This window comes from Sorangiineae bacterium MSr12523 (assembly GCA_037157775.1).
Taxonomy (GTDB): Bacteria; Myxococcota_A; Polyangia; order Polyangiales; family Polyangiaceae; genus Pendulispora; species Pendulispora brunnea.
The window spans coordinates 5,387,484-5,400,995 of sequence record CP089982.1; the positions used below are offsets into that span (position 1 = coordinate 5,387,484).

10 protein-coding genes and 1 tRNA gene are annotated in these 13,512 nt (G+C 63.6%); 6 read left to right on the forward strand and 5 right to left on the reverse strand.

Annotated features, from left to right (window positions below; genetic code table 11):
* Positions 1 to 121: 121 nt before the first annotated feature.
* Positions 122 to 646 (reverse strand): VOC family protein, encoded by a 525-nt coding sequence (locus tag LZC95_20705; protein ID WXA99231.1) that lies wholly within the window; start codon positions 644 to 646, stop codon positions 122 to 124.
* Between the two features lie 101 nt (positions 647 to 747).
* Here LZC95_20705 and LZC95_20710 point away from each other — a divergent pair, with 101 nt between their 5' ends.
* Entirely contained in the window at positions 748 to 1,056 is a 309-nt protein-coding gene (locus LZC95_20710) for a PEGA domain-containing protein (GenBank protein ID WXA99232.1), read from the forward strand.
* Between the two features lie 318 nt (positions 1,057 to 1,374).
* Here LZC95_20710 and LZC95_20715 read toward each other — a convergent pair whose 3' ends face one another.
* A complete protein-coding gene (locus LZC95_20715; GenBank protein WXA99233.1) occupies positions 1,375 to 2,154 on the reverse strand; it encodes a hypothetical protein in 780 nt (259 codons plus the stop codon).
* Between the two features lie 629 nt (positions 2,155 to 2,783).
* On the opposite strand from LZC95_20715, the gene LZC95_20720 reads away from it, so the two are divergent.
* Positions 2,784 to 2,856, forward strand: a tRNA-Gly gene (locus LZC95_20720).
* Positions 2,857 to 5,240: 2,384 nt separating this feature from the next.
* Here the strand turns inward: LZC95_20720 and LZC95_20725 are convergent.
* The gene (locus LZC95_20725) at positions 5,241 to 6,110 is read right to left on the reverse strand and encodes an alpha/beta hydrolase (protein ID WXA99234.1); all 870 of its coding nucleotides are present in this window, start codon (positions 6,108 to 6,110) and stop codon (positions 5,241 to 5,243) included.
* 83 nt (positions 6,111 to 6,193) lie between these two features.
* On the opposite strand from LZC95_20725, the gene LZC95_20730 reads away from it, so the two are divergent.
* Positions 6,194 to 6,793 (forward strand): CGNR zinc finger domain-containing protein, encoded by a 600-nt coding sequence (locus LZC95_20730; GenBank protein ID WXA99235.1) that lies wholly within the window; start codon positions 6,194 to 6,196, stop codon positions 6,791 to 6,793.
* Between the two features lie 206 nt (positions 6,794 to 6,999).
* Here LZC95_20730 and LZC95_20735 read toward each other — a convergent pair whose 3' ends face one another.
* Positions 7,000 to 7,893, reverse strand: a complete 894-nt coding sequence (locus tag LZC95_20735) for an NAD(P)/FAD-dependent oxidoreductase (protein WXA99236.1) — start codon at positions 7,891 to 7,893, stop codon at positions 7,000 to 7,002.
* A gap of 252 nt (positions 7,894 to 8,145) precedes the next feature.
* On the opposite strand from LZC95_20735, the gene LZC95_20740 reads away from it, so the two are divergent.
* Positions 8,146 to 8,793: a TetR/AcrR family transcriptional regulator gene (locus tag LZC95_20740; GenBank protein WXA99237.1), complete on the forward strand. Its 648-nt coding sequence runs from the start codon at positions 8,146 to 8,148 to the stop codon at positions 8,791 to 8,793.
* 26 nt (positions 8,794 to 8,819) lie between these two features.
* On the opposite strand, the gene guaA is transcribed toward LZC95_20740, so the two are convergent.
* On the reverse strand, positions 8,820 to 10,373 hold the full coding sequence (guaA, locus tag LZC95_20745) for a glutamine-hydrolyzing GMP synthase (GenBank protein ID WXA99238.1): 1,554 nt from the start codon (positions 10,371 to 10,373) through the stop codon (positions 8,820 to 8,822).
* An 89-nt stretch (positions 10,374 to 10,462) separates the two neighbouring features.
* Between guaA and dut the strand changes: the two genes are divergently transcribed.
* Positions 10,463 to 10,912, forward strand: a complete 450-nt coding sequence (dut, locus tag LZC95_20750) for a dUTP diphosphatase (protein ID WXA99239.1) — start codon at positions 10,463 to 10,465, stop codon at positions 10,910 to 10,912.
* A gap of 130 nt (positions 10,913 to 11,042) precedes the next feature.
* Entirely contained in the window at positions 11,043 to 13,367 is a 2,325-nt protein-coding gene (locus LZC95_20755; protein WXA99240.1) for a beta-propeller domain-containing protein, read from the forward strand.
* Positions 13,368 to 13,512: the final 145 nt, after the last annotated feature.

Here is a 13,512-nt window from a genome sequence, read left to right on the forward strand (position 1 = left end):
TGGCTCCTTCGTTGAACGTCCAGCCGCTGCTCATGCAACGCGGGATCCACGCGAAATTGCCGCGAAATTCGACGAATTGGGCCGCCGATGCAACGTTGCATGTTGCACGATGCAACGGCGGTCAGCCGTCGCGTGGGTCGCGCGCGAGCTTGCGTAGATCGGGCGCACCCACGGGGGCCTCACCTGCGTAGGCGTCGGTGACGAATTCGAGCTTGTTGCCGAAGGGATCCAAAAAGTAGAGCGAGGCTTGTCCGGGCGGGCCGAGGCGGCGCGGTCCATCGAAGGGCACGTCGGCGGCGGCCAACACGTCGCGCGCCCGGTCCATGTCTTCGCCCTTCACGGCGAGTGCGAGGTGCGGGTGCCCGCGTTCGGGCGCGGGCTGACCGTCCCCCTGCAAGAAGAGATCGACGCGCGGCCCGAAGCCTTTGCCGAAGCGGAGGGAGAGATGCAGCGGGCTATTTCCCTCGTTCTTCAACTCGCCCGCACGCTCGGGCCGGCGCTCGCGGAAGGCCGCCGCCTCGTCGAAGCGGCCAATCACCGTGGCGCCCAGGAGATCGACGTAAAAGCGCTCGGCCAGCGCCAGATCGCCGACGGGGAGGGTGAGATGATCGACACCGCGAACGACGTTTTTCAGGGAAATGGACATGCAGGGCTCCTTGAAGACAGGTCTCAATGACCTGTCATGATGACTTATTGGATCCCACGAGCCTGCTTGTCAATGCGGGCCCGGCATGTTCCTCTGCGCCCGTGCTTCGCCGTCTTGCAGGAGTTCTTCTCTTGGCCGCCGCAACGACGGCGGCGTGCGGGGGGACCGAGCCGCCTCGCACGGTCTCACTGCGCATGAAAGGGCAGCCCCCCGCCGCCACCGTGACCATCGACGATCAGTGGATCGGCACCCTGGCGCGGGTGACCCGATTTGGAGTGGCCCTGCCGCCGGGCCGGCATCGCATCACCGTGGAGGCGCCCGGCCACTTTCCCTGGGACCGCCTCGTCGAGGTGAAGGAGGGGGATGCCCCCGTCCAGCTCGACGTCGCGCTGGTCCCCGTGCCGGACTGAGACGACGTTCACAGCGGAAAATCGTTGTCTTCTTGACGAAACCGTGGCACTTGTCCGCCCCCTACCACAGGAAAGAAGGATTGACCGAATGGCCAACCGCGCAATTTGGAGCATGAGAAAGCGTCACGAGTGGCTCGCCAAGCCCCCGAAGACCCGTCGCATCAAGCGCGCCACGCGTCTTCGCTGCGGCCTGCAGGACGCGATCGACCGCAAGAACACGGGCTCGCAAGAGCAATCCTGATCGGCCTCGCGAGCGAGTCCGGGGCCTGATCGGCCCCCGAGCGGGTCGGGGCTGATTTGTCCGGGCCACGCCCGTCGTCAGGAGTCCGCGCGAAACTTCGTCGCGGCATAAGCGAGCAGCGAGAGGGCCGGTACGATCGCCGCGGTGAGCACGATTCCCCGCGATGACCGGCTCGCCGCCGCAGCGGCCGCATGAAAGAGGAAGATCGTCGGAAGGATCGCGAGAAGCACCGCTGCCGCGAAGCGCAGCGTCGTGCCGCCGTCCTTCCTTTCGGTGCGTCGGACCGACGCCGCCAGCAGCGTGAGCGCGCCGCCGGTGAGGGCGGTCACCGCCGCTGCGACCGAGCGCCCCGCGGCACCGGGGCCGCTTGCTTCCTCTTGTTGCACCGTGGCGGTTGTCCCCGACGCGACGCTCGCGCCGTCTTTCGTGACGCGAATGCCACGCGTGTGATCGACGAAGTCGCTGCCATCGAAGGTCCAATCCGAGCCGCGGGCCATCGTCGGGAAGAAGCCCTGCAAGTCGATGCGTGGGCAGGCGACGAGCAACGCACCCGCCAAGAGGGAAACGAGAAGCCCCGCCGCCACCGGCCCCGCCGCATTCCGCCGAGGGCTACGCCCTAGCGCTTCCAGTGCAAGCCGCTCGCTTCGCGCCCGCACGCCCGCGAGCGAGGCCCATACACCTACCCCAGCACACACGGGGGCGACCGGCCACGTACGCCCGACGCGCACCAGCCAGGCGACATCGCCTTCGTCGGTGGTGGCCGTCAGCAGCAAGGCGAGGGCCAGAGAAAGGCCCGCGAAAACAAGAGCCCGCCGAGCTCCCCGGAGATCCCATGTCCAAGCCGATCCGACGGACATTCGGGCGGGGAATCGCGCGAAAGGTGAAAAGCGCGAAAGCTTGGAAAAAACTCCGGGCATCACGTGTTACAGTAGCGAAAGGCGTCGTGCTCGGATGCTACTCAAGTCCAGCGATAATGCGGCAAGGGAAAACCCTGGCGGGCACGGCACAAATCGGGCTTCGCGCAAGCGGCCCATTACGGAAACACTCGCTGCGGCGGCGGAATCCCCGTTGACCCCCGAGTGCCGGCATGTCCGGAGGAGGAAAAGCGTCATGCAGAGTACCTATGGTCCCAATCCGAAGGGGCTGTCTCGGTAAAATCTGACGCAGGACCACCCTCGACAACGCCAGCCGATGGTTGCGACGCAGCCATCGCACCGCGCTGCGCGGGAGCCTGCCGCATCGCAGGGGCCATCACGAGAGTGTACGCCCAACGATGCGCGGCAGCGGTCATCCGTAAGCGTCCCGAACATCCCCTGATTCCGCGGCCTCAATGGTGAGGTTGGCGGATTCGGGAAGGGGCCAGTACCGGCGGCCCGGGTGAACACAAACCTTCACCCGGGCCGTTGACTTTTCAGAGGCCACCGATTGCCCGATCTGGCATATTGACGAAGGCCACACGACAGCGCTACGAAAGCGCTTGCAGCACGCGGGAATAACTCAGTTGGTAGAGTGCAAGCTTCCCAAGCTTGATGTCGCGGGTTCGAATCCCGTTTCCCGCTCTGATTCTTCGAGAAAAGCGCTGCTTTCGCGGACAGCCCGACAAGGCGCAGACTGACGAAGCAGGCGCTCAGGCAGGGAAGCCGTCAGCGACGCGGTCGCGTACGGCGTCAACCGCGCGGGTTTAGCCCTGCGTGGTGGTGAAGTTGGAGTGGCCCGCGCGCTGCATGATCTTGAGCGGCCCATCGCCGCGGATCGCCATCCACGTGATCCCGGAGCGCGTAGGTCGTGGAAAGTGATGGCTTCATCCTCGTTGTCGTCGTGAAGAGCTCCGCATGCTTGGTACCTGCCCGGTTAAGGTCCTTCCGGAAGAGGGACACGAGCCCACCGTTGCCGGCCGGCGGGGGCATGTACGGGAAGAGTGGGCCTTTGCCATCGCGTTCACGGTGCAGGGTGACCACGACGGGCAAGAGCGCTCTTCGAACGAGAATCGTCGTCTCGTGCCGTTCTTCGGCATAGCCACGATGTCGGGCCCGCGGATGCGGTCTACGGCTTGGTGGATGAGCACCACCCGATGTCGAGGTCTTCGCAGGATAGAGGACCGAGCTGCCCACCGCGGGCGTAGAGGTAAGTGGCAAAGGTGTTGCGCTAAACATGACTGATCGACAGCGTGAGCTCTTCGGTGCAGAAGACGCGTGCGCGGCTCACGCCGAGGCCTAAACCGGGCTCTGTTCGAGGCGGCTAGCGCACATGTCCACACGAAACTTCTAACGTTGATGACGACCGCGCCCGTGGGTTCCTTCAGCTTCGCGCTCGATGGCTCGCCCAACAAGGCAAAGTAGAGTGTTCGCGCGAAGGAAGCCACGCCGTAAGGTAAGCCGCGCCCCGGTGATTCGGCAATATTGTGATCGGTACGCAACGGACCACGGGCATAGGCCGAACCACGGCGAAGTGTGTAGATTGCGGTTCATCCAAAAGGGCAATGCAGTGACCCAAGACCAGATAGAGATTTGGAATCGCGCCGCGCTGGATAAAGGTGGGGCCAACCCGCGCGCGGGTGACATTGCACTGAGCTCCCTCCTCCTTGCCCATGGCACCGTCTGCAACGGAGGAGTTTTCCACGCGGTCGTGGACGTGTTGGACGCCGAGGAGGTACGAGCCTCGTGCGCGGGGTACCGATTCTTCGGTTTCGATGACGTGGCGGAGCTTCTCGAACTCGCGAGGGAGCGGGCCGATTCGTGGCGAGACGAAGACAGCGCGATCTTCGATTCTCGATACGGACGGTCTATCCCCCAAGACCATGCCATCGTGGAGCGCTTTGAGGCGCACCTCGCTGGGCATCCTGACTTGTACGCGCCCCCGGACAGAGTCGAGAGGCGCGCGCTTATCGATCCCGAGTTCGTTAGCCGGCTCTTCCGCCCTCGTTCCTGATGATCCACGTCCGTCGGTTCTCTTCGATGACACCGGCCTCGCAAAGAGTCTAGACATCGTACGAGGTGACGCACGCAGCATCGGCCAGCTTGGCCGCCGTGAATTTTTTTATGGGTTCTTCCTGATGACGTCCGTCCGCGCGTTCGTCGCTCGTCGGGGCCGTTTGAGGAGAAGTGGCTTCTCGTTTCCACTGCCTTTCCCGTAGGTAAGATCGCCGCGGGCGAGCATGGCCTTGACCTCGTGGCGGACCTTCTGCTGTTTCTTGCCGAGGAGTTTAGCAAGATCGGTCACGCCTACATGCCCTCGTCCGTGGAGATACAGCTTGATCGCCTTCTGGAGCTCCTCGGGAGATTCTGCATTTGCGCGCCGCCTGGACGGCTTCCTCTTCGACGAGGACCAGCCCCTTCTCGGCCATCGAAACTTCGAACGGCGCCGGCTTCCTCCCCGTACGCGTCTTGATGCTGGCGATGCGCATCTTCTTGGACGTTTCTCGTCGGTCGATTCGAAGCCGCAGCAGAAGTCGAGTGCCGCGAAAAGCGCCGAGGTGCCGCGCACCTTCTCCCTTCGTCGCCCCGATCTCCCTTGTTGGCGTGGTGGATGAACAGCACGGTGGCGCCGGTATTTTCCGCGAGCGCTTTCGCCTTCAGTAGTGGTCCGGCGGCGCGTACGTGGTTCTCGTCGGCCGCCGGGGCCGCGGATGCCAGGCCGTCGATCACGACGAGAGGGGGAGAAGGTTTTCGAGCTCGGTCCCGAAGGTCTCATCGTTGGCGTAGACATCGGGAATGCACAGCCGAAGTCCTCGTTCGCTCCGCCGAGCACCTTCACGCGCCGATGCACCTCATGCCGCCCGTTCTCGTAGTCGACAAGGATCGTCTTCCCTTGCTTGACTCCGAACTTCCCGAGAAGCCTCTCGAGCCATCCGGACGCGTCGATGGCTCGAATCGATTGCCGAAGTCCAGCGCCGACCGCGGCAGCGAGAACTTGCGAGTCCGTTATGGTCAATCGACGTTTGCGTTTAACCTGCTTCGGTGAGAAAGCGACGGATGTGCGCGGCGATGGCCGTGTGCTCCTCCTCTAGGGCGAAGTGGCCGGTGTCGAGGAGGTGGGTCTCGATATGGCGCAGATCCTTCGCGTAGGCCTTGGCGCCTTCCACCGTGAAGATCGGATCGCCCTTTCCCCAAACGACGAGCGTCTTGGGCTGGTGCTTGGCGAAGTACGCGTGCCACTCCGGGTAGCGCGCGGGGTTCGTGTGGTAGTTCGCGTGCAGCGCGTACTGGATATCGAAATTGCCGGGGCGATCGAGGCCGGCTTGGTCCATGTTCCACGCGTCCGGGTTCATGGCGTCGGGGTTTTTCGCGCCCGTCTTGTATTGCGAAATGGTGCCCTCGCGCGACATCAGCTTGCGTGCCGCCTCCTCGCGCTCGGCGTTGCGAGGGCCCGCAAGGGACGAGAGAAACTCGCGCGCCATGGGGGATAGGCCCTCGTCGTAGGCATTCGCGTTCTGCACGATGAGCGCGCGGATCCACTCGGGGCGGCGCGTGGCCAGGCGAAAGCCCACGGGGCCGCCGTAATCCTGGACGTACATGGCGAAAGGCGGAAGGCCGATCGCCTGGACGAAGTGCTCCATCACGTCCGCGAGATGATCGAACGTGTACGCGAAGCGATCCGCGGCCGGCGCATCGCTGTTGCCGAAGCCGGGGTAGTCCGGGGCGATCACGTGGAAGTCCTGCGCAAGCTCCGGAATGAGATCACGGAACATGTGCGAGGACGACGGGAAGCCGTGCAGGAGCAGAACCGGCGTCGCACCCTTCGGGCCGGCTTCCCGGTAGAAAATGGAGAGTCCGTCGACCTTGGCGGTCCGGTACGCAACGAGGGAAGCAGACATGGCCGTGATCCTTTCGGTGTCATCCGTGACACCATCAAAACAATGTTTTGACGGTGTAAGGTCGGTGGCGTAACCTGTCAATCGTGATATCGACGGTTACAGCGCCGTTCCTCTTCCTTGGGAACCATCCAGCGCTCGACTTTCTCAACACGGCGCCGCGGGATGGCGAGCGGCTCATGGACTACCGCACCCTCGCAGCGTGGACGGAGGAGGCGGGCCTGGTGCTTCCGGAGGACGCGGCCGTTGCCGCCTCGCGCTGGGGAAGCACCGCGGAGGCCGCGGCGGTCCTCACGCGTGCCCACGCCCTTCGCGAGCTTTTTCGCGACGTCGTCCACTGCATCATCTTCGGCAGCACCGTCGCCGCGGAGTTGCTCGTGCAACTCAACGCGGCCCTGCGCGAGGAATCGGGCGCCTACATGGAACTAAGCCGCAACCCCAAGACGGGCGGCTTCCAGCGCATCACCCGGCTGGCCCTCGCCAACGCGAGCGATCTCCTCGCGCCCATCTTGCGAGCGATGGGCGCGTTCCTGGCCGAGGCGAACCTGGATCTGCTGCGCGCGTGCGAAGACCCGACCTGCGTCCTCGTCTTCTATGACGTCTCCAAGAACCACGCCCGTCGCTGGTGCAGCATGGAAGCCTGCGGCAACCGCCACAAGGTCAACGCCTACCGCGCACGAAAGTAACGCGACTCATGCTCTCGAGCTTGCAGGTCGCAGAGGCCAACGGCTGCATCGTCGTCACCGACAATGAACGCGATTTCAACGGCGTGCAGGTCCTCAATCCACTCCGGGGTGGATAAGTTTCACTCCACCCGCGTTCCGTGACACCGGCCCGCAACCTTCTTCATACGATGATGGCCCGCGGCAACCGGAGAAGGCAATCTGTGCTCTCAAACCAGCATCGACTGCTGGGCGAAGATACCTGCCATCGCGCCGTGCGATGATGCCGTGGTGACCGAGGCCATGAGGGGGTTGGCGAGGTCGCCGGCGGCGTAGATGCCGGGCATGCTGGTTTCGCGGCGCTCGTCGACTTTGAGGGCGATGCCGAGGGGCGTATCCACCGTGGCGAGGCCCAGTGATTCGTGCAGGCTTGCGGACGGCTTGTTTCGCGGATGGGCGAACAGGATGTCGACTGCGACATTGCGGCCGGTATCGAGATTGACGGTGGCGATATGGCCCCCGTGATGGGCGATCTCGGTGATCCGGCCATCGACGACAGGTATGTTGCGGCGCGCCAGATCGGCCCGGATATCGGGTGGAATGTCGTGACCATCGGCGAAGAGCGTCAACGTGTCGGTCCAATCGTGGTACAGCCTGATATAATTGTGCGACTGCGGGCCGGACCAGATAAGGCCCCAATGCTGGCCGGCGACTTCAAAGCCATCGCAATAGGGACAGGGCACGATGGACGTGCCCCAGCTTTCGGCAAAGCCCGGAACATCAGGCATCTGGTCGGCGACGCCATAGCTCAGGATCAGGCGGCGCGCGCCAAGGCTTTCGCCATCGGCAGTGAGGACGGAGAAATCGTCGATAGCCCCGGAGACGCGGTCGGCCCGGGCACTGACCAGCCTGATCGTGGGATAACGCGCCAGCTGCTGCCGTGCCTCGGCCAGGATGTCCAGCGGTGGCTTGTGATCGTGACCGAGCAGGCCATGCGAGTGGCCCGCAAAGCGATTGCGCGGCAGGCCGGTATCGAGAACGGTGACCTTGCGGCGGGCACGGCCTAGCTGCAGGGCGCCGGCGAGACCGGCAAAGCTGCCGCCGATGATGATGACGTCATCCAAGGTGATAAGCTCCGTGTTGTGGATGGAGGGGGTTGGGCTGGGCCTGGCGCGAAATATCGTCCAAGCGATACGCGCCGGAGACGAGCAGCCAGCAGGGCTTCGGCATCGACGAGAAAGTCGCCCATCGCCGGCGCGGCTCGGGGAAACTTGTTTTGGAGGACAGGTTGAAACCTGCCCATTGCCTTGCACAATTCAGATACTGCATGGTATCGTAATCCAAGGATTAGGATACTGTCAAGTACTGGAATTGCCGTGACCGAAAACAGCCAGGGCCGGCGCGGCCGGCCCGTCAACGAGGCGCTTGGCCAAACGATCGTCGACGCCGCGTGCGAACTCTTTGTGGAATTGGGCTTTCAAGCGACGACATTGGACAAGGTCGCCCAGCGGGCGAAGATATCCAAGCTCAGCATCTATCGGCACTTCGAGAACAAGGAGGCGCTGTTCAGCGCGGCCATCGCGGCCCGCTGCCATCAGTTTGCACCACAGGCCCTTGTTGAAGGCCTCGACGGTTCGGCCGAAGATCAGCTCATGGCGGTGGGATCATCCCTGCTTCGCACGCTGTTGAGCCCGGACGTCCGCAGTGTCGAAGCCATGATCATGGCCGACAAGACGAATCAAACGTCGTTGAGCAAGCTCCATTACGAAGCCGGCCCCGCCCATGTCATCGCCCAAATCGAGGCCCTGCTGCGTCAGTTGCATGCGAAGGCGCTTCTGAACGTGCCCGATCCTCTCCGGTCCGCCCGCTTGTTTGCTGCGCTTTTCAAAGGATCCGATCTCCTGATGATCGCACGCTTCGATGAGGCGAGAGCAGAGGACGACAACGAAATCGAATCCTATTGCCGGTCGGCCGTCGCCATGTTCATCGCCGCGCACGGTGGCAACGACCACGCGGGCGGATAAGCATTTGATTGCTCCGGCCGTTTCCCTCACTCCCACTCGATGGTGGCCGGCGGCTTCGACGAGATGTCGTACACCACGCGGTTGATCCCGCGCACCTCGTTGATGATGCGGTTCGAGATGCGCCCGAGCAAGTCGTAGGGCAGGGGAGCCCAGTCGGCGGTCATCCCGTCCACTGAGCGCACGGCTCGGACGGCGCAGGTCTCTTCGTAGGTGCGCCCGTCGCCCATGACGCCGACGGACCGCACGGGGAGTAGCACGCAGAAGCTTTGCCAGATCTCCTCGTGCAAACCGGCCTTGTGGATCTCGCTGGTCACGATGGTGTCGGCGGCGCGGAGTACGGCGAGGCGCTCCTCCGTGACCTCACCGAGGCAGCGAATCGCCAGACCCGGTCCGGGGAACGGCTGCCGGTAGAGCAGATCGCGCGGCATGCCCAAGGCCTCGCCGGCGGCGCGCACTTCGTCCTTGAACAGCTCGCGCAGGGGCTCGATGAGCTGCAGGTTCATGCGCTCGGGAAGACCGCCCACGTTGTGGTGGCTCTTGATGACCGCACTGGGGCCCTTGAAGGAAACGCTCTCGATGACGTCTGGGTAGAGCGTGCCCTGGACCAGGTAGCGTGCGCCTTTGACCTTGGCGGCTTGCTCCTCGAACACGTCGATGAAGACCTTGCCGATGATTTTTCGCTTTTGCTCCGGATCGGTCACGCCGCGCAGGGCGTCGAGGAAGCGCTTTTTCTCGTCCACCGCGATCAGGTTCAAGTGGAAGTTCTCGCGGAAGGTCGCGACCACTTGCTCCACCTCGCCCTCGCGCAGCACGCCGTTGTCGACGAAGATGCACGTGAGACGATCGCCGATGGCCTTGTGGCAGAGCACCGCCGCCACCGAGGAGTCGACACCGCCCGAGAGGCCGCACACCGCGTGCTCGTCCGGGCCGACCTTCGTGCGCACGATCTCGATGGCCTCGTCGGTCCACGAGCCGGGGGTCCACGTCGGGTGAAGTCCCGTGACGTCGAACAGGAACGAGGCGAGGATGTCCGAGCCGCGCGGCGTGTGCACGACCTCCGGGTGGAACTGCACGCCGTACACCTTGCTCTCGGTGTTGCCCACCGCACAGAAGGGCGTGTTGCCCGAGACGCCGATGGTCGCGAAGCCCGGCGGCAGCGACACGATGCGGTCGCCGTGCGACATCCACACGTCCAACGTTTCGCGCTTGGAGAAGCGATGAAAGATCCCCTCGGGCCGCTCGACCACCACACGCGCGGCGCCGTACTCGCGCGCGTTCGCACGTTCGACCTTGCCGCCGAACGCCTGCGCGATGAGGTACAGGCCGTAGCAAATGCCAAGAACGGGAATGCCCAGCTCGAACACACGCGAATCGACTTGCGGGGCACCTTCGTCGTAGACGCTGGAGGGGCCGCCCGAAAGGATCAGCGCTTTGGGATTGAGCTCACGCACCTTCTCGAAGGGAACGGTGCAAGGATGGATTTCGCAATAGACGCGCTGCTCGCGGATTCTTCGCGCAATGAGCTGCGTGTATTGCGAGCCGAAGTCGAGAATTAGGACCAGCTCGCGCTTTTCACTCACACGCGCGGCATAGCAGGAGGGCCGTCCGCACGCGACGGAAATGCGACGGAAATCCGCGGAAAAGCCGACGGGTGTGGTACGCAGTCCCCATGGTCCCCGACTTGATGATTGCGGTAGCGCGCACAGGCCCGGTCCAGGTTCCGCTGCCACGGTACCAAACAGCGGGTTCGGCAGGAATGGACCTCGTGGCCGCACTCGAAAAACCCGTGCGCATCAAGCCCATGGAGCGCGTGCTCATACCGACCGGACTGCGCTTTGCGATCCCGCCTCAATTCGAAGGGCAAGTGCGGCCGCGCTCCGGGCTTGCCGCCAACGATGGCCTCACCGTGCTCAACGCGCCGGGCACGATCGACTCCGATTACCGCGGCGAAGCAAAGGTGCTCCTGGTCAACCTCGGTTCGAAGGCTGTCACGATCGCACCGCTCGATCGGATCGCCCAGCTCGTCATCGCGCCCGTGGCACGCGCGCAGCTCTTCGAGGTCGCAGCCCTGGATGAAACGGCCCGCGGCGAGGGCGGTTACGGCTCGACGGGCAAGTAAGCGCCAGCCTATGTGCCAACTCGAGCCACGCGCTGACCGATCTGTCCGGAAGAGCTGGTTACATCGTCAATTATTTCAATTGGTTGCGTAAAATTTGTTCGTGGCTCACCGCTTGCTGAAAGGGTGGGCCATGAGGAAGACCCATTCGCTTTTTTGGACGGCTTGTTTCGCAGCAGCCGGCTCGCTGACCATCGGCGGTTGCGGAAGTAGCTCGGGGGGCCAGGCGGAGGAGGAGACGGGCGAGATCAACGCCTCCCTTCACCGCGCGCAGGGATGCGGCGATCTCCTCGACGACTTGAAACGCGACACGCGCCTGAAGATGGAGAAATCCATCGACCAGCAGATTGCATCGCTCCAGCGCTGCTTGCTCACGGACTGCAACGGCTCCGGCGGCGTGGGCATGGACTCGGGCTCGAACGGTGCCCCGACGGACGCCGGCGGCGCCGGGGGAGGCCGCGGCGGTGAATCGGCCAAGTCCTACTCGCAGACGAACACGCAGGTGAAGGGCGTCGACGAAGCGGACTTCGTCAAGAACGATGGCAAGTACATCTACATCCTTCACGGGCGCGCCTTCAAAGTGCTGAATGCGTGGCCTTCCAAGGAATTGAAGGAGTCCTCCACGTTCGACATCGAAGGCAACCCGTCCGAGATGTTCGTGGCCGACGGCAAGGTGGTGATTTACTCGTACGTGAACGGCGTCGATGTGTTCACCGCCGCCGGCGTGTCGCCGAAGAATCGCATGCCCAACTACTATGGCTACGGCTTCGCCGGCGATGGGCGCGCAACGGACGTGGCCGGGGCTCCTGCGCAGGGCGGAGGCTCCAGCACGCCCTACGTGCCGCTCACCAAGATGACGGTGCTCGCCCTCGAGGGGACGACGCCCAAGGTGGCACGCGAGGTCTACTTCGAGGGAAGCTACCTCGATGCACGCCGCGTGGGCCCGCACGTGCGCACCGTGCTGCAGGGGTACGCGTATGGCCCGCGACTCAAATACAGCTATTACGATTTGGTTCCGCCGACGGCGCAAGGCCAAAGCAATTATCCGAAGACGATCCCCGAGCAAATTGCGGTGCTCCAGCAGATTCGCGCGGACAACGAGGCCATCATCGATGCGAGCACCTTGGCGGATTATTTGCCGTACACCTTCGTGAAGAGCGCCGAGGGGACGAAGGCGCAAAGCGTGGCGTGCGAGGACTTCTACGTGCCCACCGTGGGAAGCACGGAAAGCGGCGTTTCCGAGGTGGTTTCCCTCGATTTGAACGATCCCCATGCGGTCCCCAAAGAGACCGCGATCCTCGGCCGCGCCGATACGGTTTACGGCGGGACCGATACGTTGTACCTCGCTGCGCGCGCGTGGAGCTGGCCTTCCTTCGCGTGGCGATCGGGGAGTGTGCCGTGGGGCGAGCAGCCCGCGCTGCCGGTGAGGGCCATTTCGTCGGCGCGCACGCACATTCACAAATTCGAATTCAAGACGGATGCGAAGTTCCCAAATTACCAAGCATCCGGCACGGTCAAAGGAGCCATCAAGGATCAGTTCTCGCTCGATGACCAAGATGGCTACCTGCGCGTCGCCACGACGGAGTCGCGCACGTACATCGATGGGAAGGGCCGGTATTTCTGGCCCAGGGCCACCCTCGATGCGAACGGCGAGCCCACACCCGATTCGCAGACCAACCAATGGCCCACCGCGATGAATCAGCTCGCCGTGCTCCAGCAAAAGGACGGGCTTCTTCTGCCAGCGGGCAAGGTGGAAAACCTGGCCCCGAACGAGTCGATCTACAGCGTGCGCTTCGTCGGCTCGCGCGGGTACGTGGTGACGTTTCGCCGCGTCGATCCGCTGTTCGTGTTCGACTTGTCGTCGCCGCAGAATCCCAAGGTGCTGGCTGCGCTCAAGATTCCGGGCTTCAGCGAGTACATGCACCCCATCGACGATCGGCACATCCTCACCATCGGGCGCGATGGCGACCAACAGGGCAGGGCGCGTGCGTTGCAATTGCAGATCTTCGACGTGGCGGACGGCGCCAACCCGGTGCTGAAGCATCGCTTTACGTTCGAAAGCGGCACGTATGGATCCAGCGAAGCGGAGTACGATCACAAGGCGTTCACGTACTTCGCGGACAAGAAGCTTCTCGCGTTCCCGTACTACAATTACGGATCGTACACGGGCACCACGACGAGCACCCTCGAGCTCTTCAAGGTCGACGTGAACACGGGCATCACCAAGTTGACGAGCCTCGATCAGTCGCCGCTCGTGGCGCAGCAGCATGGGCAGGGCTACTGCGGCGGGTATTACCAACCCGGTGTTCGCCGCGGCATCTTCCTGGAAGATTACGCCTACTCCATCTCGTACGGCGGACTGGTGGTGCGAAACGCGGCCAAGTTGGACGAACCGCCCGTGACCCTGGCGCTTCCCAGCCCGCAGATCAACAGCGGGTACGGGCCGGCCTGCTATTAGAGCGACAAACAATTCGACTCCCGTCGGCTTTCTGCGGATTTTCGTCGCATCGCTTCGTTGCTCCTCCTCGAATTGGCAAGAGCAGTTATCGTCGGAGCGCCTCGCGCTGCTAGAAACTCCTTGAAATCCTCGGTCCGTCGAACTG

Coding starts and splice junctions, on each gene's coding strand:
- LZC95_20705 (WXA99231.1), bottom strand. CDS start 646: ATGTCCATTTCCCTGAAAAACGTCGTTCGCGGTGTCGATCATCTCACC.
- LZC95_20715 (WXA99233.1), bottom strand. CDS start 2,154: ATGTCCGTCGGATCGGCTTGGACATGGGATCTCCGGGGAGCTCGGCGG.
- LZC95_20725 (WXA99234.1), bottom strand. CDS start 6,110: ATGTCTGCTTCCCTCGTTGCGTACCGGACCGCCAAGGTCGACGGACTC.
- dut (WXA99239.1), top strand. CDS start 10,463: ATGGTCCCCGACTTGATGATTGCGGTAGCGCGCACAGGCCCGGTCCAG.
- LZC95_20755 (WXA99240.1), top strand. CDS start 11,043: ATGAGGAAGACCCATTCGCTTTTTTGGACGGCTTGTTTCGCAGCAGCC.